The 23,408-nt window shown below is 69.2% G+C and carries 15 protein-coding genes; 8 read left to right on the plus strand and 7 right to left on the minus strand.

The window, feature by feature from the left end; genetic code table 11:
- Nucleotides 1-47: 47 nt before the first annotated feature.
- The 3 genes from recC to recD are packed head-to-tail and all read left to right on the plus strand — an operon-like array spanning nucleotide 48 to nucleotide 8,949.
- Nucleotides 48-3,395, plus strand: a complete 3,348-nt coding sequence (recC, locus tag ROV93_RS15270; protein WP_072168785.1) for an exodeoxyribonuclease V subunit gamma — start codon at nucleotides 48-50, stop codon at nucleotides 3,393-3,395.
- Nucleotides 3,392-7,072 carry an exodeoxyribonuclease V subunit beta gene (gene recB, locus ROV93_RS15275; protein ID WP_088496518.1) on the plus strand — a complete coding sequence of 1,227 codons (3,681 nt, stop codon included), beginning with the start codon at nucleotides 3,392-3,394 and terminating at the stop codon, nucleotides 7,070-7,072. Before recC ends, recB begins: the two co-directional genes overlap by 4 nt.
- Nucleotides 7,069-8,949 carry an exodeoxyribonuclease V subunit alpha gene (gene recD, locus ROV93_RS15280; protein ID WP_072168755.1) on the plus strand — a complete coding sequence of 627 codons (1,881 nt, stop codon included), beginning with the start codon at nucleotides 7,069-7,071 and terminating at the stop codon, nucleotides 8,947-8,949. Before recB ends, recD begins: the two co-directional genes overlap by 4 nt.
- A 127-nt stretch (nucleotides 8,950-9,076) precedes the next feature.
- On the opposite strand, the gene ROV93_RS15285 is transcribed toward recD, so the two are convergent.
- From ROV93_RS15285 to ROV93_RS15310, 6 genes are all read right to left on the minus strand, one after another.
- Nucleotides 9,077-9,472 (minus strand): hypothetical protein, encoded by a 396-nt coding sequence (locus ROV93_RS15285; RefSeq protein WP_072168754.1) that lies wholly within the window; start codon nucleotides 9,470-9,472, stop codon nucleotides 9,077-9,079.
- Nucleotides 9,473-9,566: 94 nt separating this feature from the next.
- Complete coding sequence (locus ROV93_RS15290) at nucleotides 9,567-11,606, minus strand: FUSC family protein (protein WP_072168753.1); 2,040 nt, start codon at nucleotides 11,604-11,606, stop codon at nucleotides 9,567-9,569.
- Between the two features lie 3 nt (nucleotides 11,607-11,609).
- Nucleotides 11,610-13,079: an efflux transporter outer membrane subunit gene (locus ROV93_RS15295; protein ID WP_072168752.1), complete on the minus strand. Its 1,470-nt coding sequence runs from the start codon at nucleotides 13,077-13,079 to the stop codon at nucleotides 11,610-11,612.
- On the minus strand, nucleotides 13,076-13,993 hold the full coding sequence (locus ROV93_RS15300) for an HlyD family secretion protein (protein ID WP_072168751.1): 918 nt from the start codon (nucleotides 13,991-13,993) through the stop codon (nucleotides 13,076-13,078). The genes ROV93_RS15295 and ROV93_RS15300 overlap by 4 nt, the downstream gene beginning before the upstream one ends.
- The gene (locus ROV93_RS15305) at nucleotides 13,990-14,199 is read right to left on the minus strand and encodes a DUF1656 domain-containing protein (RefSeq protein ID WP_072168750.1); all 210 of its coding nucleotides are present in this window, start codon (nucleotides 14,197-14,199) and stop codon (nucleotides 13,990-13,992) included. The genes ROV93_RS15300 and ROV93_RS15305 overlap by 4 nt, the downstream gene beginning before the upstream one ends.
- Nucleotides 14,200-14,306: 107 nt before the next feature.
- Entirely contained in the window at nucleotides 14,307-14,762 is a 456-nt protein-coding gene (locus ROV93_RS15310; protein ID WP_005421298.1) for a MarR family transcriptional regulator, read from the minus strand.
- A 769-nt stretch (nucleotides 14,763-15,531) separates the two neighbouring features.
- On the opposite strand from ROV93_RS15310, the gene folE reads away from it, so the two are divergent.
- The 4 genes from folE to ROV93_RS15330 all read left to right on the plus strand — a co-directional run bounded on the left by folE (nucleotide 15,532) and on the right by ROV93_RS15330 (nucleotide 21,810).
- Entirely contained in the window at nucleotides 15,532-16,143 is a 612-nt protein-coding gene (gene folE, locus ROV93_RS15315; protein ID WP_004141296.1) for a GTP cyclohydrolase I FolE, read from the plus strand.
- Between the two features lie 112 nt (nucleotides 16,144-16,255).
- Entirely contained in the window at nucleotides 16,256-17,725 is a 1,470-nt protein-coding gene (locus ROV93_RS15320) for a DUF3375 domain-containing protein (RefSeq protein WP_072168749.1), read from the plus strand.
- Nucleotides 17,712-18,413: a DUF4194 domain-containing protein gene (locus tag ROV93_RS15325; RefSeq protein ID WP_005421303.1), complete on the plus strand. Its 702-nt coding sequence runs from the start codon at nucleotides 17,712-17,714 to the stop codon at nucleotides 18,411-18,413. Before ROV93_RS15320 ends, ROV93_RS15325 begins: the two co-directional genes overlap by 14 nt.
- A gap of 16 nt (nucleotides 18,414-18,429) precedes the next feature.
- Entirely contained in the window at nucleotides 18,430-21,810 is a 3,381-nt protein-coding gene (locus tag ROV93_RS15330; protein ID WP_053496750.1) for an SbcC/MukB-like Walker B domain-containing protein, read from the plus strand.
- 323 nt (nucleotides 21,811-22,133) lie between these two features.
- Here the strand turns inward: ROV93_RS15330 and ROV93_RS15335 are convergent, their stop codons facing one another.
- Entirely contained in the window at nucleotides 22,134-22,913 is a 780-nt protein-coding gene (locus tag ROV93_RS15335) for a TSUP family transporter (RefSeq protein WP_005411690.1), read from the minus strand.
- Nucleotides 22,914-23,015: 102 nt separating this feature from the next.
- Between ROV93_RS15335 and ROV93_RS15340 the strand changes: the two genes are divergently transcribed.
- On the plus strand, nucleotides 23,016-23,408 hold the full coding sequence (locus tag ROV93_RS15340) for a YchJ family metal-binding protein (RefSeq protein ID WP_072168748.1): 393 nt from the start codon (nucleotides 23,016-23,018) through the stop codon (nucleotides 23,406-23,408).

The following is a 23,408-nucleotide window of genomic DNA, read 5'->3' on the forward strand; positions in this document are numbered from 1 at the left end:
GGGCGGGCCATTGAATACTGCCTGCCGTGCTGCACACTGTGCATGACATGATGAGTGACCCGGGCAGCGATTTCCGCCTCTACCATTCCAACTCCCTGGACGTGCTGGCTGCGCTGCTGGCGCGCAACGTGCGTGAGCCGGTTCCGGGCCAGCCGTTGCTCGCGCCGGAGGTGGTGCTGATCCCGCAGGTGGCGATGCGGCGTTGGCTGCAAGCGACACTCGCTGCCGAATATGGCGTGGCCGCCAACCTCGAGTTCCTGACCCCGGGCGAGTTCGTTGCCCGTGCACTCAATGCCAATGTGCCGGGCGAACGCGACGACCTGGACGCGGCGGGCCTGCACTGGAAGCTGTACCAGGCATTGCGCGACCCGGCGCTGCTGGCGCAGCCACCGATGCGCGCGCTGCAGTCCTATCTTGCCGGCGGCGACGCCCTGAAGCCGTGGGCACTGGCCGGTGAACTGGCGTCGGTGTTCGAGAAGTACCAGGCCTGGCGCCGCGACTGGTTGCTGCGCTGGGAGGCCGGCGCCGACCCGGCCGACCCGCAGGCGATCCTCTGGCGCACCATCGCCCATGGCCGCGACTACCGCGCGCGCCGCATCCAAGCGTACCTGGATCGCTTCGAGGGCGCCGGCCAGCCGCTGCCGCAAGGCCTGCCGCCGCGCATGTCCGCGTTCGCGACGCTCAACATCTCGCCCGACGTGCTGCGGGTGATGGCCACCCAGGCGCGGGTGGGCGAGCTGCACTTCTATATGCCCACTCCGGTGCAGTCGTACTGGGGTGACCTGCAGACGCTGGCCGAGCGCCTGCGCAGCGGCGCACCCGATCCCTTCGGTGAAGCGGCTGGTGAGAACCGCCTGCTGGAAGCCTGGGGTGCGGCCGGCCGCGACTTCATGGCGGTGCTGGGCAGCTACGAGGTGGTGCACCCGGCCGGCGAGATTGCCGCGTATTCGGATCCGGAGGAAGACACCCGGCCGACCCTGGACGAAGGCGGCCTGTCCGACAGCCTGCTGCATCGCCTGCAGCGCGATCTGTTCCACCGCCGCGCACTGCCCTCGGGCGTGCTGCGCGATGGGCTGCGCAGCGACGACCCCAGCCTGCAGGTGCATGCCTGCCACACCCGGCTGCGCGAGCTGCAGGTGCTGCACGACCAGCTGAGAAGCCTGTTGCAGGACCCTCGCTTCGACCCGCCGCTGCAGGCGCGCGAGATCGCGGTGCTGGCGCCGGACATCGATCCCTATGTGCCGTACCTGGAGGCGGTGTTCGGCGGCCGCGGCGGCGAGGAGGAGCATATTCCCTACGCGCTGGCCGACAGCAGCCCACTGGCAGGAGAGCCGCTGGCCGATGTGTTCGTGCACCTGCTGGGCCTGCCGGTCTCGCGTTTCGGCCTGAACGAGGTGCTGGACCTGCTCGCCAGCGCGCCGCTGGCCGAAGCGGCCGGGCTGGAAGCAGTGGACTTCGATCGCCTGCATGGCTGGCTGCAGCAGGCCGGCGCACGCTGGGGCCTGGATGCGAAGCACCGCAACCAGCACCAGGCGCCGGCCGACGACGCCTACACCTGGCAGTTCGCACTGGACCGCCTGGTGCTCGGTCACGCCACCGGCAGCGAGGCGGACCTGGCCGGCGTGGCGCCGTGGATCGAGCTTGAAGGCGGCGCGCTGGAAGCACTGGACCGGCTGCTGCGGCTGCTGCGCGTGCTGGCGGTCTACCAGCGTCGCCTCGGCGAGCTGCTGACCCCGGCGCAGTGGCGGCAACGGCTGCTGTCGCTGCTGGACGCGCTGCTGCCGACCGCGCCCAGCTCGCCCAACAGCCAGCGTGCCCTCGAGCGCCTGCGCAAGCTGCTGAATCAGTTCGCCGACGATGCCGCCAAGGCCGGGTTCGAAGACGGCGTGCCGCCTGAGGTGGTGCGTTCGCACTTCGCCGGTGTACTGGGTGAGGCCGATACGCGCGCGCCGCTGCTGACCGGTGGCATCAGTTTCGGCCGCATGGTGCCGATGCGCCTGCTGCCGTTCCGGGTGATCTGCGTGCTCGGTCTCAATGATGGCGATTTCCCGCGTCGTGACCCGGCCGCGGGCCTCAACCAGCTCACCGCCGAGCTGGACACGCCACGCCGCCGCCCGGGCGATCGCTCCACCCGCGAAGACGACCGCTTCCTGTTCCTGCAGCTGTTCGCCGCCGCGCAGGAGGTGTTCTACCTCAGCTACCTCGGCGCCGATCCACGCGATGGCAGCGTACGTGAGCCGTCGGTGCTGGTCAGTGAACTGATCGATGCCGCCGCCGCGTATCACCTCGATCCGCCTGCGGCGGTCCGCGACTTTACCGTGCGCCATGCACTGCAGCCGTTCTCACCGGCGGCGTTCGGAGATGGCGATCCACGCCGCTTCAGCTATCGGCGGCAATGGCATCCCGCTGCCGGCCGCCTCACCGGCCAGCGTGGGGGCCTGCAGCCGTGGTTCGATGCCCCGCTGCCGCCGCCGCTCGACGATGCGGTGGAAGACGAGCTCGCGCTCGACACCCTGCGCCGCTTCCTGTGCGACCCGGCCGGGCAGTTCCTCGCACAGTCGATGGGCCTGCGCCTGGCCGACGATGCCGGGGAAGTTGATGACCTGGAACCGCTGGTGCTGTCATCGCGCGGCCCGGAAAAGCGCAGCGTGCAGGCGGCGGTGGTGCGCGCCACGCTCAGTGGCGATACCGAACCGTTGTACCCGCGGCTGCGCGCGCGTGGCCTGCTGCCGTCCGGTCCATTGGGCCAGCGCCAGTTCGAGGTGGAGCAGTTGAAGACCCGCCCGTATGCCAGTGCGTTGCTGGGCTGGATGCAGGGCGAGCCGCTGGAAAGCCGTCGCTACGAAGTGGACATCGATGGCGTGCGCCTGCACGGTCGCGTGGCCGATCGGCATCCCGAAGGCCTGGTGCGGCTGCGCGCCGGCACGCTCAATGGCAATGCAGTGATCCGCCAGGGCCTGGACTGGCTGCTGGCCAACGCCGCCGGCGACGCACTGCCCCTTGTGCAGTTCCACGATGGCGGCGACGCCGGTCCCGGCCCGCATGTACTGCCGGCACTGAGCGCGCCTGCTGCACGCGCGGCGCTGCGCGCGCTGCTGCAGTTGCGCCAGCGCGGCCTGCGTGAGCCGCTGCGCTTTGCCCCGTATACCGGCTGGGTGCTGTACAACGCGCCGGCAGAAAAACAGCGCAGCGAGGGCTGGAAGCAGTGGCACGGCAGCGACCGCAGCTGGGGTGAATCCAGCAGCGACGCCTGGCAGCTGCTGCTGCGGGGTGCCGACCCGTTCGCCTCCGATGCCAGTTATGCCGACCTGCTGCGCAACAGCCAGGTGGTCTTCAGCGCGGTGCGCGAAGGCCGCACCCTCGGCGCCGAAACGCGCCAGGAGGGCAGCGCATGAGCCCCGCCTTCATCGATGAGCGAGCCCAGTGCATGGCGGTCGATCCCTATCTGGCCCTGCCGCTGGATGGCATCCGCCTGATCGAAGCCAGCGCCGGTACCGGCAAGACCTTCACCCTGGCCACGCTGTTTACCCGCCTGGTGGTAGAGCAGGGCCTGCGCATCGGACAGATCCTGGCGGTGACCTTCACCGATGCGGCTACCCAGGAACTGCGCAAGCGCATCCGCGAGCGCCTGGCGCTGGCGGCGCGACTGGTCGATCTGGAACCGGTCGAAGGCGAAGCACCGGACGTGCGGCTGACCCGCGAGGTGCTGCAGCGCCATCTGCAGGGAGGTACCGAGCGCGCCGCTGCACTGAAGCGCCGCCTGCAGGTCGCCGCCGATGAGATCGACCTTGCGTCCGTCTTCACCATCCATGGCTTCTGCACCCGCGTGCTGCGCGAGCATGCGCTGGAGAGCGGCCACACCTTTGATCCGCCGGAGCTGCTGGCCAGCGACCGTGAGTTGCTGGAAGCGCTCGCGGCAGACCTGTGGCGGGTATATGCCAATGACCCGGCCACGCTGGAACCGCTGACCTGGCTGTGGTCCACCCCGGACGCACTGGTCGCCGATCTGCGCGCGTTGCTGGCCGCGCCGCCGCTGCACCCGTTGCCACAGGCGGTGGCGCTGCCCGATCCGCAGGCCGCCCTGCAGAGTGTTGCCGAAGAGCTGTCCGCAAGCGTGCGCGAGCATGGCGAGCAGTTCTTCATCGACCTCTGCGATGCGGTCGACAACAAATGGATCAACGGCGTGTCGTACAAGCTGGGCTGGCTGCACCCGCTGGGCCGGCAACTGCTGGGCTGGGCCGAACGCGCCGACCCGCGCGAGCTGCTGACCAGCGAGCGCCTGCCGGCACTGCTGCCGGAGGCGCTGGCAGCCAAGACCAACAAGAAATTCGCCGAGCGCACGCCATCGTCGCCATTGCAGGCGCCGTTGGCCCGCTATGTCGCGCTTCTGGCCGAACGCGATGCCTGGCTCCGTGCCACCGCGTTGAACTTCCTGCACGTGCTTCGCGCTGAAGCCAGACAGCGCCTGCAGGCGCTGAAGCGCACCCGCCGGGTGCAGACCTACGACGATCTGATCGATGGCGTGGCACTGGCCCTGGAAGGCCCGCAGCGGCTGGCATTGGTCAAGCAGCTGCGCGCGCAGTACCGCATCGCGTTGGTCGATGAGTTCCAGGATACCGACGACCGTCAGTGGGGCATTTTCCACACCGTGTTCGGCGATTCACCGGAAGTGCGCGAGCTCGGCCTGGCACCGGCGCTGTTCCTGATCGGCGATCCCAAGCAGGCGATCTACGGTTTCCGCGGCGGTGATATCCACACTTACCTGAAGGCCAAGCGGGCGGCGCAACAGGCGCCGGTGCTTGACCAGAACTTCCGCTCGCGACCGGCCGTGCTGCGCGCGCTGCAGGCGCTGTACGACAACGGTGGCGAAGACGCCTTCCTCGAGCGTGGCATCCAGTTCGAGCCGGTGCGGCCCGGTGGCGTGCGCAGCGATGCGGACTACCAGCGCGACGGCCATGCCGCCCCGGCACTCACTCTGCGCGTGCTGCGCAGTGGCGGTGACAAGGCGATGAGTGCCGATGCCTCGCGCGAAGCAGCCGCCCAGGCCTGTGTGGCGGCGATCCACCAGATCCTGGTCGCGGCGCGCGCCGGCAATGCGGTGCTGCGTGGGCGCCCGGTACAGCCGGGCGACATCGCGGTGCTGGTGCGTTCGCATCGCGAGGCCACACTGGTGCAGCGCGCGCTGGCCGTGGTCGGCATTCCTGCCGTGGCAGCGGGCAAGCAGAGCCTGTTCGCCACCAGCGAAGCGCGTGATCTGCGTGCACTGCTGCTGGCGCTGCTGCAGCCGGCTGACGAGGGCCGCCTGCGCGCGGCGCTGGCGACGGTGCTGCTCGGCCAGCGCGCCAGTGCGATCGCGGCGATGGAGCACGAGGGCGACCTGCAACGCGGGTTCCAGGCGCAGCTTCTGCATTGGCGCGAGCGCTGGCAGCGCGGCGGCCCGTTCGCGGTGATCGCCGACGTCTGCGCCGCGCAGGGCGAACGCCTGCTAGCGCTGATCGATGGCGAGCGCCGCCTGACCAACTACCTGCAGCTGGGCGAACTGCTGCAGGAAGCCTCGGCGCAGGCGCTGGGCATGCACGGCCTGCTGGACTGGCTGCAGGGCCAGATGGCCAGCGCCGACCAGGATGACGAGCAGCAGCTGCTGCGCCTGGAATCGGATGCGCGCCGCGTGCAGATCATCACCCTGCACAAGAGCAAGGGCCTGGAGTACCCGCTGGTGTTCCTGCCCTTCGTGGGCATCGACGGCGGTGCGCCCAACACCGCCTCGCACTGCACGGTGCATGTGGGCGGCCAGCGCCAGCTGCACTGGAAGCTGGGCAAGGACGAGGCCTGGGAAGCGGCCACTGCGCAGCGCGAGCGCGAGCAGCGTGCCGAGGATGCGCGCCTGCTGTATGTCGGCCTGACCCGCGCCGAGCACGCGCTGTGGATCGCCGTGGGTGATCTGGCCGGGCTCGGCAGGACGCGGCTGGCACCGCTGCTGGGTGACCTGCAGGCGCTGCGCACGCATGCCGATGTGCGCATCGATGACAGTGAGGTACCGGCTGCGCTGCCGCAGCTGGCGGCCGAAGTGGAAGGGGATCTTCCGGCGGTGCGTGCACTGACCCGGCGCGTTCCGCACGACTGGTGGGTGTACAGCTTCACCCAGCTGGCCCACGCCGATGCCGGCGCGGGCAGTGACATCGAAGCCGCTGCCACCGCGCTGCCGGCGCCGGCAGCCGACGAACCCACCGGCCCGGAGCTGCCGCTGGAACCGGCACTGCCGGAAGCCGCCGCGGAGGCCGAGGACAGCGCGCCGCTCGACCCGCGTTTCATGGGCAGCCGCTTCGGCAACGTGCTGCACGAGGCAATGGAAAACGTCGACTTCGCCGCATGGGCTGACTGGCAACCAGGCCGGGAAGCTCCCGAGGGCCAGGTCGAGGTGCTGCGCAAGGCGCTGCACGATGAGGGCTATGCCGACGTCGATCTGGACGATGGCGTAGCGGTGCTGGTGCCGCTGGTGGGCCACACGCTGACCGAACCGCTGCCCGAAGGCGGTGCGCTGTACAGCCTCGGTGAAGGCGAGCGCCGCGCCGAAATCGACTTCCATTTCGCCATCGAGGCGACCACGGTGCCGGCGCTGCTGCAGGTGCTGCATGCGCACGGTGTTTCCAGTGGCCGCCGCGGCTTCGGCCAGCGCCGCCGCCTGGAGGGGCTGATGACCGGCATGATCGACCTGACCTACGTGCGTGATGGCCGGTGGTACGTGCTCGACTACAAGTCCAACCGCCTGCCCGGCTACAGCCCGGACCTGCTGGCCATTGCCATGCGCCACAGCGAATACGATCTGCAGGCGCTGATCTACACCGTGGCCCTGCATCGCTGGCTGCGCTTCCGCCTGGGCGCCGCCTACGACTACGAGCGCGACATGGGCGGCATCCGTTACCTGTTCTGCCGCGGCCTGGATGGCAAGGGCAATGGCGTGCACGTGGATCGTTTCCCGTTCGCGCTGGTGGATGCACTCGACGCGCTGTTCGCCGGCGGCGAGCAGGCCCAGGCCCAGCTCGCCGCGCGTGCCCGAGGAGCCAGCGCATGAGCCTGCTGAAGGAACTGCACCAGAAGGGCCTGCTGCGCACCCTCGACCACGCATTGGCGACCAGCCTGCAGCGGTTGCGCGACGACACGCCCGACAATGTGGCACTGGCGGCGGCGCTGGCTTCGCTGGCGGTGTCGCAGGGCCACGCCGCGTTCGATCCGGCACAACCGCAGCGGTTGCTGGAAGGCGTGCCCGAGTGGCCCGCCGCGCAGGCCTGGCTGGCGCAGCTGCGCGCATCGCCCTGGGTGGCCACACCGGAGCAGGCTGACGCCATCGCCGGGGATGCCCCCTTGGTGCTGGAGAACGGGCTGCTGTACCTGCGCCGCTACCGCGAGTACGAGCGCCAGTTGGCCACCGGTCTGCAGCGCATCGGCCGGCATCCGCTGCCGGCGCCGGACATGGCAGCGTTGGCGCCGTTGTTCGCGCAGCTGTTCCCGCACGCATCGTGCGGCGAAGATCACCAGGCACGCGCAGCCGGCGTGACGCTGCGCCATCCGCTGGCGCTGGTCACCGGCGGCCCCGGCACAGGCAAGACCACCACCATCGCACGCCTGTTGCTGCTGCTGGCCGCGCAGGCCCGGCACGCCGGCCAGCCGCTGCCCGAGGTGGCGCTGGCCGCGCCCACCGGTCGCGCCGCCGAGCGGATGGCCGAGAGCCTGCGCATGGCCGTGCAACGCTTGCAGGAACAGGGACTGGATCCGACACTGTGCGCGGCACTGCCCAGCAGCGGCACCACCCTGCATCGACTGCTCGGCGTGATTCCCGACTCACCACGCTTCCGCCACCACGCCGACAATCCGCTGGCGGTGGACGTGGTGGTGGTCGACGAAGCGTCGATGATCGATCTGCCGATGATGGCCAAGCTGGTCGATGCAATTGCCAGCGGCACCCGCCTGATCCTGCTCGGCGATCCCGATCAGTTGCCGTCGGTCGAAGCCGGTGATGTGCTCAGCGCGATCCTGCGCGCCAGCGGCGATGGCATCGGCACCCGCGCCGACGATGCGCTGGCGCTGCATGGCCTGCTGGCACCGGCCACCTTGCAGCCGCAGGCCGCACCACGCGCCTTCGCCGGCCGTCGCGTACAGCTGCAACGCGGCTACCGGCAGAGTGATGCGCTGGACCTGGCACCGCTGGCGCATGCCGTGCGTGAAGGCGACAGCGGCACCGCGCTGCAGCTGCTGCGCAGTGGTGAACTGGCCGGCGTGCACTTCCACGAAGGCGAAGCCGATCCATTGCGCGGTCAGCGCGAGCACCTGCTGGGCCACTGGCGTGCACTGGCCGAGGCCGCGGATCCGGTACGTGCCCTGCAGCAGGCCGGTCGCCTGCGCGTGCTGACCGCGCTGCGCGAAGGCCCGCAAGGTGCGCGTGGGCTCAACAGCCGCATCGAACAGCTGCTGGCTGGCAACACCCCGGGCTACTTCCAGGGCCGCTTGCTGCTGGTCACCGAGAACAGCTACCGGCACCGCCTGTTCAATGGTGATATCGGCATCTGCCTGCGCGATGGCAGCGGCGCGATGGTGGCCTGGTTCCCCGGCGACAGCGTCGACCACCCGCGCGCCTTCCACCCGGCTGCGTTGCCCGCGCACGAAAGCGCCTTTGCGATGACCGTGCACAAGGCACAGGGCTCGGAGTTCGATGAAGTGTGGTTGCAGCTGCCACGCCAGGACAGCCGCGTGCTGTCACGCGAACTGGTCTACACCGGCCTGACCCGCGCCCGCCAGGTACTGCATGTGGCCGGCAGCGCCGACGTGCTGCAGGCCGCACTGAAACGGCACGCCAGCCGCTTGGGCGGCCTGGCCTGGCGGTTGGGTGCCGAAGATGTGGCCGAACAACCAGCGCGCATCGAACAGCCCACGGTGCAGGGCACGTTGTTCTGACGCGGGCGTGATGCGCTGCCTGTAGAGCCGGGCCATGCTCGGCTGATGGGCCACGAAGCCGAGCGTGGCTCGACTCTACAAAAGCGCGCTTCGATCGTTCTGGTGGTCATCCACGCATGGCGTGGATCTACGCGATCAGCACCAACCCATCCGGAAACACGATCGCCGCTTCATCCGCACTCACGTCGAAGAAGCCCACGCCGTGCTTCTCGGCCAGATCCTGCACCCGCCCGTGCGCGCGCTCGGCCACCGAGTAGGCGAACGCGCCGTAGATCACCTGCCGGCCGATGCTGTACTCGGTCACCTCGGCGCGGTCGTCATCGTCGTTGCTCAGTGGTCCGTTCAACGGCGGGAATTCCTGCGCCATCTCCGCAAACCACGCTTGCAGCGCCGGGCTGCTGACGGCCGGGTCGTCATACTCGTGGCGCTCGTTCCACTGCGTCTGCTTTTCGAACCAGGCGATGAAAGCCGCCGCCTCGCGTGGCGCGGTGCTGGCCTCGAACACCATCATGTCGTAACTCATTGGATCTTCCTGTGCAGAGCAGGGGTCAGCGCCTTCGCCCGCGGCGAAGGATCCGACCCTGGCAACGGGGTCTGTGGACGCACAGGGTATCCCGCTAGAGCTGTTCGGCTGCACTCATCGCCAAGCCCGGCGCCAGCGCCTTGGCCTCTGGGAACAGCGCGAAGCGCAGGCCGATCAGGCCCATCAGCGCTTCGTCGCGGGCCTTGCAGGCGGCCACGCTGCCGACCCGGCCCAGCGACGTATCCAGCCGCTCGCGCAGCGCCTGGTCTGCAGCAATCGGCTTGCGCGCCGCGATCTGCCGCCGGTAGTGCCCAGCGATCTCTTCCAGGATGTGCTCGACGGCTTCGCGGCTGCGCTCGGGCAGTTCCAGCCGTGCACGACGCAGCTGCAGGATGTTCAGGCCGATGCGCGCCTCGTTGAGCATGTCCACCGAGGCGATGTCGCTGCCCTCCGGCGTCGCTGCCAGGCGCGGTGCGAGCAGGCCCAGCAGGTCGAGCGTGCGTGCGGCGAAGCGCTGCCGATCCTGCTGGCCACGTCCTTCGGCGGCTTCGGCCAGCGTGGTCCAGCCCTGCCGCACCAGCCGGCGCGCGGTCCACTCGGCACCTACCGAACGGAACAGGCGGGTCATCACCACTGCAAAGCCAATGCCGATGAACATCGCGATCGACGAGTTGAGGAAGGTCTGGATGTTGGCGCTGTAGGTGTTCTGCAGGCTCAGCAGCGCGGCCAGATTGACTGTCAGCGGCAGCGCGAACAGCGCACTCTTCGGATGATGCAGCAGCAGTCCGAGCGGCAGGAAGGCCACCGCCAGCACCAGTGCCAGCAGGCCGAAGTCGTGCACGGCTGGGAACACGCCGAACAGGTACACGCCCGCCACTACCGAGGCGACCATCGCCCACACCAGGAACTGCACCATGCTGGGAGCCGGATCGTCCTGTGCGGCAAAAAATGCGGCCGTCACCGCCGCCATCATCGCGCCGTTGCCGCCGCCTTCCCAGCCCAGCGCGATCCACAGCACGCAGTAACCCATCAGCGCCACGCCGGCACTGAGCGCGGAGAACAGCGCCATGCCGTAGTCGACATGCTTGTCGGCGGCCACCCGTTCGGTGCGGATGCGGTAGTGCGCACGATCCAACGGCGCGGTGCCGTGGTCGATCGCGTGCTGCAGGGTGCGGCAGTCCTGCCACAGGTCCACCAGTTCCTCCAGGCGCAGCAGCAGGCTGGCCAGCTGCAGGTGCTGCAGGTCGCGGTCCACCTGCGGCTTCAGCGCACTGATGCGCGCGCGCAGGCGGGCGTACTCGCTGGCGTTGGTCGGGCCATCCAGCCAATCGCGGATGTCGTCGACCAGCGCCGGCAGCCCATCCGGCAGGGCCTGGCCATCGCTGCGCAGCGCACTCAGGCGATCGGCGATTGACGACAACACCGGCAACAGCAGCAGCATGCGCTCGCGCAGGCGCTCCATCGACACCGCCGACCCTGCATGGCGTGGATCATCGCGGCGCAGGAATTCGATCAGCGCCTCGAACTGCACCAGATCGGCGGCCAACCGGTTGCGCGGCGCGTGTGCGCGGCCACGCTCAAGGATCTGCCGGCACCACTGCGCGGCGTCCTCCATCCAGTTGCCGATGCGGGCGCGCAGCATCGGGCGTACCGACGCCGGGAACAGCAGCGAGGCAAACAGCACGGCCACCACCGTGCCGAGGATGATCTCCTCGCTGCGCGCCACCACGGTGTCGAAGATGGTCTCCGGCGAGGTGACTGCCGGGAAGCCGATGAAGGCGGTGGTGTAGCCGGCCAACAGGAACGCGTAGCCGCGAGGGCCGCGGTTGAGCAGGGCCATGAACAGGCAACCGGCCAGCCAGATCGACATTGCCGCACTCAGCACCAGCGGGGTTTCCACCAGCGCCGGCAGTGCCAGCAGCGTGGCCAGCCCGGCCACCAGTGTGCCGACGATCCGGTACACGCCCTTGGCGCGGGTCGGGCCCAGCAGCGGCTGGCTGACGATGTACACCGTGCCCATCGCCCAGTACGGGCGCGACAGGTTGCCGGCCATGGCGATGTACAGCGCGGCCACCGCGGCCAGGTAGGTCTTGATCGAGAACAGCCACGCCTGGCGGTCGGTCAGCGCGTTCATGGCTTACTTCGCCGAGGCCTGTGCGGTGGCCGGCGCCGTCGGGGCAACCGTCGCCTGCCAGCCGCCACCCAGCACCAGGAACAGATGGATCTGGTCGCGCGAGACCTGCGCTTCGGCGGCGGCCAGGGTGGCGTCGCTGGTGGCCAGGCTGCGGTCGGCATCCAGGCTGGACAGGTAGGGTGTGCGGCCGCCCTGGTACAGCCGGCGGTTCTGCTCGGCGGCCAGCGCGGCCTGCTCCTGCGCCACGCGCAGCGACTGCAGTCGGCGCAGGTCCTGCGCATAGCGGTCCAGCGCAGTCTGGGTCTCGCGCAGTGCCTGCAGCACGGTGTGGTCGAACTCGGCCAGGGCCGCGTCGGCACCGGCTTCGGCGGCGTGGATGCGGGCATGCGTGCCCGAGGAGGGCAGTGTCCACGAGATCAGCGGGCCGATCGACCACTGCTGGGTCATCGGCGTGCCGAAGTCTTCCAGCAGGCCGGCGGCGCCCACCGAGGCACCCAGACGGATGTCCGGATACAGCTCGGCGGTGGCCACGCCAATGCGCGCGGTGGCCGAGGCCAGCTTGCGTTCGGCCTGGCGCACGTCCGGGCGGCGCTGCAGCAGCGCACGGCCATCACCGACCGGCAGCGGCTGCGCCAGGCTGGGCGCGTGCGCGCAGTCGATCACGCCGGCCGGCAACTGGCCTGGGGTCTGGCCCAGCAGTGCGGCCAGCGAATAGGCCGCGGCCGAACGCTGCGCGCGCAGCGGCGGCAGTGCCGCCTCCAGCAGTGCCACCTGCGCATTGGCGCGGGCCAGTTCCGGCGGCGTGCCGCGGCCGGCCGCGATCAGGCGCTCGATGACGCTGCGGCTGCGCTGCTGCAGCTGCAGCGAATGCTCGGCCACGTGCAGCTCGTGGTTGGCGTGGCAGATTTCCAGGTAGCTGTCGGCCACCTGTGCGACCACGCTGACCTGGGCCAGGTCGCGCGCCGCAGCGACGGACTGCTCGTCGGCACGCGCTGCCTCGGCGCCGCGCTTGAGCTTGCCGAACAGGTCGAACTGGTAGCTGACCGCGAACTTGCCATCGGCCAGGTTGATCACCGGCAGCTCCTGCTCCTGCAGGAACGATTCGGCCGACAGCTGCGCGCGGCTGACGCCGGCCTCGGCCTCGTACTCGAATCCGCCCGCGTCCAGCGCCTGTTCGTACACGGCGGCGGCGCGGCGCAGGTGCGCATCGGCGGCCTTCAGTTCCACGTTGTCACGCAGTGCCTGGGTGATCAGCCCGTCCAGCACCGGGTCGTTGTACAGCGACCACCAGCGGTCGGGCAGCGCCTGGTTGGCAGCCACCTGCGGGTTCTGCGTATCGATGAAGGCCGCATTGGCCTCCGGGCGCTTGAACGCCGAGCCTTCCGGCAGTGCATAGTCCGGGCCGACGGTTCTGCACGCGGCCAGGCTGGCCAGTGCGACGATCAGGCCGAGACGGGGCAGGGCGGCGTTCACAGGCCCGCCTGTGTCGGCGAAGTGCCGGCCTTGTCGTTGTGCGGATGGCGGCCGGTGTCCACGGTCACCGTGGCGGTACGGCCGGCAATCAACTCAACGCCCTTGGGCACTTCGTCGATGGCGATGCGCACCGGGATGCGCTGCGCCAGCCGCACCCAGTCGAAGGCCGGGGTCACGTTCGGCAGCAGGGTGCTGCCGTTGCTGCGGTAGCGGTCCTCGATACCGGCGGCAATGCTCTCGACATGGCCGTGCAGCGGTGCCGATTCGCCCATCAGGCGGATGTCCACGCGCTGCCCCGGCGCCACGCCGCGCAGTCGGGTTTCCTCGAAATAGCCATCAATGCGGAACGAGCCGGTATCCAGCAGCGCCAGCACTGGCTTGCCGGCCACCACGTAGTCGCCCACGCGCATCGTGCGGTCGTTGACGCGGCCATCGGCCGGCGCGCGCACCTCGGTGCGGCCCAGGTTGAGCTCGGCCAGGTCGACCGCCGCCTGTGCGGTGGCCAGCGCCGCCTGTGCGGCCTGCAGCTTGGCGCGGCGCACTTCGGCGTCCTCGGCGGCGACCAAGTCCTGCAGGCTGCGGTCGCGGCCGATCTCGCGGCGCAGCTGTGCCACCGAGGCCTGGCGCTCGGCCAGGCTGGCCTTGGCCTGCTCCAGCGCGATGCGGTAGCGGGCGCGATCGACGACGAACAGCAGGTCGCCCTTCTTCACCGCCTGGTTGTCGGCCACGTTCACCGTTTCCACCAGCCCGGACACGTCCGGCGCCACCTGCACCACGTCGGCGCCGACGTGGGCGTCGCGGGTCCAGGGTTCATCCATGTAGTAGACCCACAGCTGGCGCAGCACCAGCAGGGCGACGATCACGGCTGCGCTGGTGAGCAGCACCGGCAGGGTCTTCTTCACGATCTTGTTCACGATTGCATCCAACGCAGGAGGTGGAACAGCAGGCCAAGCACGATCCCGTACAGCGCCAGGTTGAACAGCGCCGGGTGCCATACATGGCGGTAGGCGCCGGCACGCTGCAGCAGCACGTGCAGGCCGCTGTTGACCAGATAGGCCAACACCATCAACCCAAGCAGGGTCGGGACGAACACTCCGTGGAGACTGAATTCACCGGGCATCGGTAGGGGCGGGGACGAGGTGGGGGAGGGAGGGACAACGAAACAACAGCAACGGGCAAAAGCCGCTGGCGTGTGCACGGCAGCGGCGGTGTTCGGGGGCAGCGCTCTTACGTGATGCGGTCGGCGGCCTCGGCCAGCAGGCGCCATGCCTTCAGCACGGCGTGCAGTTCATCCATGGAAAGCTCGCCGAACACGTCCTGGCGCAGGCCGATCAACTGATCTTCCAGCTCGCTGACCAGCGCATGGCCCTCGTCGGTCAGCCACAACAGGTTGGCGCGGCGGTCGCTGGCGTCGCTCTCGCGGCGGACCAGGCCACTGGCACACAGCTTGTCCAGCAGGCGTACCAGGGAAGGACCCTCCATGCCCAGCTGCTGGGCCAGCGCCACCTGGCGGATGCCGCCGCCGGAGCGGCCGATCATCAGCAACGGCATGGTGCAGGCGGTGGAGATGCCATAGCTGCCGAGCCGGCTGTCGGCCAGGCGCTGCCACTGCCGCCCTGCATAAAGCAGGCCGGAGCTGAGCTGCATCTGCAGCACGGTGCGCTCGTCGAGGGGTCGGTCCATAAGAGATAGATAGGATACTACTAATTTCATTCCTATCAATGGGTTTTTCTGAATGGGTGGATGTGTTGAGGAAAGCGTTGCGCCTGCCTGGTGTCGGGTGGGGCAGCGGGGGCCGGACGGGGCAGGACACGCCGTAAACCCCGCTCCGCGGTCCGGCCCAGCCGCTGGCGGCTGTGCGTTCGGGCGCTTGCGAGGCATGCCTCGCAAGCAAAGCGCCCTCACCCTTGGGGGCTCGGCCGCGGCATCCATGCCGCGGACGGTCCTGCCCCGCCCGGCCCCCGCTTCCCCCCCATCACCCCGCGGGCGCGGTGGGTTGGCTCTTTGAAGGCAGGAGCAGCAGCCAAAGCTGTGCGGACCAACGGTCCGCACCCACCACAGCAGTCGCGAAGTCGCGCGGCTCTTCCGAAGCCATGAACCCAAGCTTTTGACCCCGCTTTCGGGCGGTTCGGCCGCGCCCGCAGGAAACCGTCAGGGAGGGGGAGAGGGGGCTGCGCAGGACCGTTGGCGCCATGGATGGCGCCATCGAGCCCCCATGGGTGAGGGCGCTTTGCTTGCGAAGCACTGCTTCGCAAGCGCCCGAACGCCCAGCCGCCAGCGGCTGGGCCGGACCGCGGAGCGGGGTTTACGGCGTGTCCTGCGCAGCCCCCTCTTCCCCGGCAGACCGATAGCAAGCACGCGCCGGAAGAACCCCCCGATGAACCGTCCCAACAGGACGACCCACCCCCCGGTCGGGTACGATGCTCGCCCCCCGTTCGGGACGCTGTACGCAATGAGCAAGAACAACGAAAAGGCCGCCCCGCAGGGCGACGTGACCCAGGACCAGGCCGAGGATGCCGTGCGCACCCTGCTGCGCTGGGCCGGTGAGGACCCGTCCCGCGAAGGCCTGCTGGATACCCCCCGCCGTGTCGCCGAAGCCTATGGCGACTGGTTCAGCGGTTACCGCGATGACCCGCGCGCCTACATGGAGCGCACCTTCGAGGAAGTGGCCGGCTATGACGAACTCATCGTCCTGCGCGACATCGAGTACGAAAGCCACTGCGAACACCACATGGCGCCGATCATCGGCCGCGTGCATGTCGGCTACCTGCCGGCCGGCAAGGTGGTGGGCATCAGCAAGCTGGCCCGCGTCGTCGAAGCCTACGCCCGCCGTTTCCAGGTGCAGGAGAAGATGACCGCGCAGATCGCCCAGTGCATCCAGGATGTGCTGCAGCCGATCGGCGTCGGCGTGGTCGTCGAGGGCGCCCACGAATGCATGACCACCCGCGGCATCCACAAGCGCGGCGTCAGCATGGTCACCTCCAAGATGCTGGGCAGCTTCCGCGACGACGCGCGTACCCGCGCCGAGTTCCTGCGCTTCATCGAAGTGGGCGGCAAGCGCTGAGCCGCTTGACCGCACTCCGCCGGCCTCTGCGGGCCGGCATGCCCACGGCTGCCCGCGCGGCCGCCGCGGGCGGCTGCTCGTCCCCGCCAGCCCTCATGACTCCTTTCGCTGCATGAAGCACCGCGAACGCATCTCCCGTTACCGCCATCTGCGCGAACAGCCCCAGTGGAAGCTGCTTGCCGCCGACCACGCCCCGGAAATCATCGGCCTGCTGCAGGGGCTGCTGATGGACGGCGAGCGCACGCTGCCGTCGTCGGTGCTCAACGAGCGCCTGCAGCGTGCGCTGGATCAGCTCAACGGCGACGAACTGTCGCGCGAGCTGCCGCGTACCGCGCAGGCCTATATCGCACACTGGCTGGCCCAGGGCTGGCTGGAACGCCGCCTGCCCGACGGTGCCGACCAGGAGCAGTACGAGCTGTCGACCGCGGCACTGCAGGCGATCCGATTCGCCGACGGCCTCGAGCAGGCCCGTGTGGCCGCCACCGAAAGCCGCCTGGCGCTGGTCATCGAGCAGCTCTCGCAGCTGGCCGCGCAGACCGAATCCGATCCGGACGCCCGCCTGTCGGCGCTGCGCGACGAGCGCGACCGGATCGACGCCGAGATTGCCCGTGTCGGCGCCGGCCGTGTGATCGCGCTGGACGGCAAGCGCGCGCTGGAACGTGCGCGCCAGATCATCGGCCTGGCCGACGAGCTGACCGAGGACTTCCGCCGCGTGCGCGACGACTTCGAGCAGCTCAACCGCGAGTTCCGCGAACGCATCATCGACGACGAGGGCGAGCGCGGCGATGTGCTGTCGCAGCTGTTCGAAGGCGTGGACGTGATCGGCGAAAGTGACGCCGGGCGCAGCTTCCAGGCCTTCTGGCGCCTGCTCAACGACGCCGAGCAGAGCGCCCAGCTCGATGCCGCACTGGAAGCGGTGCTGGCGCGCGGCTTCGCCCGCCGCCTGGACCGCAACGAACGCAACTTCCTGCGCGGTTTCACCAGCACCATGCTCGAGCGCGGTGGACAGGTGCACGATGTGCTGCAGAACTTCGCGCGCAGCCTGCGCGGCTTCGTGCAGAGCCGTGGCTACCTGGAACAGCGTCGCCTCAACCAGCTGCTCAAGCAGGCGCAGTCCGAAGCGCTCGCTCTGCGCGACGAGTTCCCCGCACAACGCGGCATCGGCCGCGACCTGCAGCTGACCACCAGCCGCCTGCGCTCGTGGTCGCAATGGAAACTGCACGATCCGCGCAGCGCCCAAGTCGATGGCAACGTCGAATACAACGACGCAGCCGCGATCAGCCTGGAAAGCGTCGGCGATCTGGTCGCCTCGTCCGAAATCGATTTCCGCACCCTGCGCCGCGACCTGCACGACCTGCTCGATGCACAGCCGCGTCTCAGCATCGCCCAGGCCCTGTCGCAGCGCGAAGCGCCGCAGGGTCTTGGCAGCGTCATCGGCTACCTGTCGCTGGGCACGCGCTTCGGCAACGTGGTCGCCGGCGAGCAGGAGCTTGCGCAATGGCGTGGTGGCGACGGCCAGATCCGTCGCGCCCGCATCCCGCTGGTTTGGTTCACCCAGGAGAGACGCCATGAGCTGGCATGAAGATCCCATCGACGCACCGCAGGCCGACGTGGCGGAAGACGCCTACGAGGCCGAGCCGGTGGCGGCCGTGGCGCAGCCCCGCCGTGGCAACGACGTGTACTACCTCGGCGATACCGGGCGCCTGCCGCTGGATGCGCGCCGTGCGCTGTGCCAGCTGCTGATCGGCCCCAGCATCGACCAGCTGCGCCACGCCAAGCTGTGGCCGGCGCTGATCCGCAGCGAGGCGGCCATCCGCTCATCGCTGGCCGACCTGTTCCTGGAACTGGTGCTCGACCGCGACAGTGGCGTGGCGTTCACCCGCCAGGCCGATACCGAAGACGTCGATGCGCCGGTGCTGCTGCGCACCTCCCCGCTGACCTTCATCGACTCGGTGCTGCTGCTGTACCTGCGCCAGCAGCTGGCCGAGGCCGATGCGCGCGGCAACCGCGCGGTGGTCGCCGACGCCGAGATGGCCGAAGCGCTGGCCATCTACGAAAAGAACCTGTCCACCGACCGCGCCGGCTTCAACCGTCGCGTCGCATCGGCGGTGCAGAAGATGAAGGACAACCACATCCTGACCCGCCTCAGCGGCCAGGAAGACCGCCACGAAGTCTCGCCGGCGCTGAAGCTGCTGTTCTCCGCCGAAGACGTGTCCCAGCTTTCGGCGGTCTACCGCCAGCTGCGTGAAACCCCGGCCGCCGAGGCCTGAGAGACCCGACCATCGCATGGCTATCTCCAAGCACACTCCCGCCCTGTTCAACGAAGGCCTGCCGGACCCGCGCCTGCAGCAGTTCCGCATGCGCCGCCTGCAGGTGCACAACTGGGGCACCTTCAACGGCCTGACCGAAGTACCGATCGCCGAACGCGGCTTCCTGTTCGTCGGCCGCTCCGGCTCGGGCAAGTCGACCCTGCTCGATGCCATGTCCGCGCTGCTGACGCCACCGGCCATCGTCGACTTCAACGCCGCTGCACGTGAAGCCGAGCGCAGTGGCCGCGACCGCAACCTGGTGTCCTACGTGCGCGGCGCGTGGGCCGACCAGCAGGACAGCGGCACCGGCGAAATCGCCACCCAGTACCTGCGCAAGGGCGCGACCTGGACCGCACTGGTGCTGGAATACCGCGCCGGCGATGGCCGCGTGGTCAGCCTGGTGCGCCTGCTGTGGATCTCCGGCAATGGCACCTCGGCCGGCGATGTGCGCAAGCACTACATGATCGCCGAGCGCCCGTTCGACATCGCCAAGGACCTCGGCGGTTTCGACCTGGACCTGCGCAAGCTGAAGCAGAAGCTGCCCGACCTGCACCACTTCGACACCTTCTCCGGCTACGCCGAGCGCTTCCGCGACCTGCTCGGCATCGACAACGAGATGGCGCTGCGCCTGCTGCACAAGACGCAGTCGGCGAAGAACCTGGGCGACCTCAACGTCTTCCTGCGCGACTTCATGCTCGACACGCCGAAGACCTTCGACGCCGCCGAGCGCCTGGTCAGCGACTTCGCCGAGCTTGATGGCGCGCACCAGGCGGTGGTCACCGCCCGCCGCCAGGTGGAAACCCTGTTGCCGGCCCGCGCCTACTACAACGACCTGAAGGAAATGCACCGCCGTCGTGGCGACGACGAAGCGCTGAAGCTGGGTGTCGACAGCTTCCGCGAAAGCCGGCGCCAGGCGCTGATCGAAGCGCGCCTGCGCGAGATGGACGTGCGTGACCGCGGCCTGCTTGGCGAAGAAGCCCAGCGCCGTGCCGCGCTCGACAACCACACCGAGCGCCTGGCCGAACTGGAGCTGCAGCGCCGCCAGCAGGGCGGTGAGCGCATCGAGGAACTGGAACGCGAGCAGGGTCGTGCCGAAGCTGAGCGCGATCGCCGTCAGGCCAAGCGCGAGCAGGCACGCCAGGCGGCGCAGCAGCTGGGGGCCGAACTGCCGGACGACGCCCATGGCTTCGCCGAACTGGTCGAGCGCGCACAGAACGAGCTGCAGGACCGCCAGCGTGCCTCCTCGGCACTGGACGACGCGATCAGTGACCGCCTGGGCGGCAAGCGCGATGACGAGCGCCGCTTCGGCGAGGTCCGTGCCGAACTCGAAGCGATGCAGCGCACGCCCTCCAACATCCCGGCGCCGATGCAGAAGCTGCGCGCGCGCCTGGCCGAGGAAACCGGCATCGCCGAGGCGGCACTGCCCTTCGTCGGCGAACTGATCCAGGTCCGCTCGGAAGAGCAGGGCTGGCAGGGTGCCATCGAGCGCGTGCTGGGTGGCTTCGCGCTGTCGCTGCTGGTCGACGACAAGCACTACAACGACGTCGCCGAATGGGTGAACCGTACCCACCTTGGCATGCGCTTCACCTACTACCGCGTGCGCCGCAACGATGATGCATTCGCCCGTGAGCCGTCGGCGAAGTCGCTGCTGCACAAGCTTGAACTGCGCGAGCATGTGTTCGAAAGCTGGCTGCGCCGCGAGCTGGGCAAGCGCTTCGACTACGAATGCGTGGATGCCAAGCAGCTGCGCAACGTCGACCGCGGCATCACCCGCGAAGGCCAGGTCAAGCATCCCGGCGACCGTTTCGAGAAGGACGACCGCAGTGCGGTGGGCGACCGCCGTCGCTGGATCCTCGGCTTCAACAACCACGACAAGGTGGGCGCCTTCGAGCGCGAAGCACAGGAACTGGCCAAGCGCATCGCCAGCTGCGAGACCGACATCGCGCGCCTGCGCGGGCAGCGTGACCGCGACAACGAACGCCGCCTGGCCTGCCACGAGCTGGTCAGCATCAGCTGGAACGAGATCGACATCGCCGCTCCGCAGCAGCGCCTGAGCGATATCGAAGCCACCCTGCGCGACCTGCGTGAAGGCAACGCCGATCTCGCCAAGCTGGCCAAGCAGATCGACGCCGTGCGCGCCGACATCGAGCAGTCCCGCCGCACCTATGAAGACGTCCGCGTCGAGCGCGGCCAGCTGGTCAAGGAACGTGATCGCCTTGACCGCGCACGCCAGCAGAGCCGCGCACTGGTGCTGCCGAGCCTGGCCCAGGAGCAGGAAGCCGGCCTCGCCGAGCGCCTGCAGGAACAGGGGCCGCTCAGCCTGGAAACGCTCGAAGCGCACATGCGCCAGGTCAGCAACGCGCTGAACGAGCAGTTGTCGTCCTCGCAGCAGGACCTCAACCGCATCGAGAACCAGCTGATCGGCTGCTTCCGTCGCTTCATCCAGCAGTGGCCAGAGGAGTCGGGCGACTTCACCGTGTCGGTGGCCTCGGCCGAGGACTTCCTCGCACGCCTCGAACGGCTGGAACGCGACGGCCTGCCACAGCACGAAGAGCGCTTCTTCGACCTGCTGCAGAACCAGAGCAAGAACAACCTGCTGGCCCTGCAGCGCCACAGCGCAGAGGCCCGCAAGTCGATCGGCCAGCGCCTGGACGAGGTGAACGCCAGCCTGGAGCAGGTGCCGTTCAACCGTGGCACGCTGCTGACCATCGAACTGAGCGACCGCCGCCTGCCGGAGGTCGCTGAGTTCCACCTGCAGCTGCGCGAGGTGCTGTCGCAGCAGCAGACCGAGCAGCGCGAGCTGGCCGAGTCGCAGTTCACCGTGCTGCGCCAGCTGGTCAACCGCCTCGGCTCGCAGGAAGGCGAGGACAAGCGCTGGCGCGAGCTGGTGCTGGACGTGCGCATGCACGTGGAGTTCATCGGCGTCGAGCTGGATGCGGAAACGCGCCAGCAGGTCGAGATCTACCGCAGCGGCGCCGGCAAGTCCGGTGGCCAGCGTCAGAAGCTGGCCACTACCTGCCTGGCGGCTGCGCTGCGCTACCAGCTCGGCGGCGCTGACAGCCAGCTGCCCAGTTACGCGGCGGTCGTGCTCGACGAGGCCTTCGACAAGGCCGACAACGAGTTCACCGCGCTGGCGATGAACATCTTCGACAACTTCGGCTTCCAGATGGTGGTCGCCACCCCGCTGAAGTCGGTGATGACGCTGGAGCCGTTCATCGGTGGCGCCTGCTTCGTCGAAATCAGCGGCCGCCACGACTCCGGCGTACTGCTGATCGAGTACGACGAAGAGGGCAAGCGCCTGAAGCTGCCGGAGCGCAGCCGCCAGCAGGCCAACGAACCGGAAGAAGCCGAGGCCTGACCCGGCCGATTGAAGGGGAATGCCGGCCAGCGGCCGGCACTACCCCCCAGGGGGGGGGGTAGTAAGCGTGTGTGGGGGGCGGCGGCGCGCCGCCCCCCCCCCCCCCCCCCGCCCCGCCCCCCCCCCCCCGGCCCCCCGGCGCCCGCCCCCCCCCCCCCCCCCCCCGGCGGGGGGGGGGCGGCGGGGGCGCGCCCCCCCCCCCCCCCCCCCCCCCAACACTCCGCGCCCAGGCATTCCGTAGACCCGAGCCATGCTCGGCTGCTCTTCGCGACCGGAAACGGCGTGCCAACCAAGGTTGGCACCTACCGGGTCATGACGCGCATTCACGCAGCGCGGAACGTATCCCACGCCATCCGCGCGATCAGCACCACCACCAGCCCCACGAACAGCTTGCGGATGAACGGCGTGCCGCCCTTCAGTGCCAGGCGCGTGCCCACCACCGAACCGATGATGTTGGCTGCGGCCATTGGCAGCGCGAACAGCCACAGGATGTTGCCGGTCGGCACGAAGAACGAGATCGCTGCCACGTTGGTCGCCAGGTTCACGACCTTCGACGCCGCTGACGCGCGCAGGAAATCCAGCCCGAAGAAGCGCACGAACAGGAAGATCAGGAAACTGCCGGTGCCTGGCCCGAAGAAGCCGTCGTAGAAGCCGATCGCCGCACCGATCGCCAGCGCGATCACCAGTTCGCGGCGGCCGATCTCCTGCGGCCGGTGCAACGCGCCGAAGTCCTTCTTCCACAGCGTGTAGGCCAGCATCGCGACCAGCAGCACCAGCACCAGCGGCCGTACAGCATCCTTCGGCAACAGGCTGACGGCCGTGGCCCCGGCAAAGGAAAAGATGAAAGCGGTGCCGGCCGCGAACAGCACCGGCTTCCACGGGAAGCGCACATTGCGCGCATAGCGCCAGGCAGCCGCACCGGTACCGAACATCGAACTGAACTTGTTGGTACCAAACAGCATCGCCGGCGTCTGCTGTGGCAGCACCGTGAACAGGCCGGGCAGCTGTACCAGGCCGCCGCCGCCCACGGCAGCATCCACCAGACCGGCGATGAAGGCGATCACCACCAGCCACCACAACTCAGGGGGAACCAGTTCCAGCACGGCGATCAATCAATGTGGGGGCGCGACAGCATACGCCTGTCCTGATCCGGGCGACTGCCGCCGCGCGTGGATCAATTACTGCAACCCGGCGACAATGCCGGCATGAGCCGAAAATCCGCCGATCCCTGCCCCTGTGGCCTTCCCGCCGATTATCCGGTCTGCTGTGGCCGTTTCCATGCCGGCGAGGCCGCGCCCGATGCCGAGCGCCTGATGCGTTCGCGTTACAGCGCCTATGTGAGGGGCCTGGCCGGCTACCTGCGCCACACCTGGCACCCGGACACGCGTCCGGCCGAGCTGTCGCTGGACGACGCACCAGGCCAGCGCACCCATTGGCTGGGCCTGACCGTGCACGACCACACGGTCACCGGCGCAGACAGTGCTGAAGTGCGCTTCACCGCGCGCTACCGCATCGGCGGCGGCAGCGCGGTGAGAATGACCGAGCACAGCCGATTCCGGTGCATCGACGGCCGCTGGTATTACCTCGACGCGGTCTGA

Source organism: Stenotrophomonas maltophilia group sp. msm4, from assembly GCF_032025605.1.
Classification (GTDB): domain Bacteria; phylum Pseudomonadota; class Gammaproteobacteria; order Xanthomonadales; family Xanthomonadaceae; genus Stenotrophomonas; species Stenotrophomonas sepilia.

What these genes read in the sequence shown, in the direction of transcription:
- recC (WP_072168785.1), top strand. Translation starts at nt 48, where the DNA reads ATGATGAGTGACCCGGGCAGCGATTTCCGCCTCTACCATTCCAACTCC.
- recB (WP_088496518.1), top strand. Translation starts at nt 3,392, where the DNA reads ATGAGCCCCGCCTTCATCGATGAGCGAGCCCAGTGCATGGCGGTCGAT.
- recD (WP_072168755.1), top strand. Translation starts at nt 7,069, where the DNA reads ATGAGCCTGCTGAAGGAACTGCACCAGAAGGGCCTGCTGCGCACCCTC.
- ROV93_RS15285 (WP_072168754.1), bottom strand. Translation starts at nt 9,472, where the DNA reads ATGAGTTACGACATGATGGTGTTCGAGGCCAGCACCGCGCCACGCGAG.
- ROV93_RS15290 (WP_072168753.1), bottom strand. Translation starts at nt 11,606, where the DNA reads ATGAACGCGCTGACCGACCGCCAGGCGTGGCTGTTCTCGATCAAGACC.
- ROV93_RS15305 (WP_072168750.1), bottom strand. Translation starts at nt 14,199, where the DNA reads ATGCCCGGTGAATTCAGTCTCCACGGAGTGTTCGTCCCGACCCTGCTT.
- ROV93_RS15310 (WP_005421298.1), bottom strand. Translation starts at nt 14,762, where the DNA reads ATGGACCGACCCCTCGACGAGCGCACCGTGCTGCAGATGCAGCTCAGC.
- folE (WP_004141296.1), top strand. Translation starts at nt 15,532, where the DNA reads ATGAGCAAGAACAACGAAAAGGCCGCCCCGCAGGGCGACGTGACCCAG.
- ROV93_RS15320 (WP_072168749.1), top strand. Translation starts at nt 16,256, where the DNA reads ATGAAGCACCGCGAACGCATCTCCCGTTACCGCCATCTGCGCGAACAG.
- ROV93_RS15325 (WP_005421303.1), top strand. Translation starts at nt 17,712, where the DNA reads ATGAGCTGGCATGAAGATCCCATCGACGCACCGCAGGCCGACGTGGCG.
- ROV93_RS15330 (WP_053496750.1), top strand. Translation starts at nt 18,430, where the DNA reads ATGGCTATCTCCAAGCACACTCCCGCCCTGTTCAACGAAGGCCTGCCG.
- ROV93_RS15340 (WP_072168748.1), top strand. Translation starts at nt 23,016, where the DNA reads ATGAGCCGAAAATCCGCCGATCCCTGCCCCTGTGGCCTTCCCGCCGAT.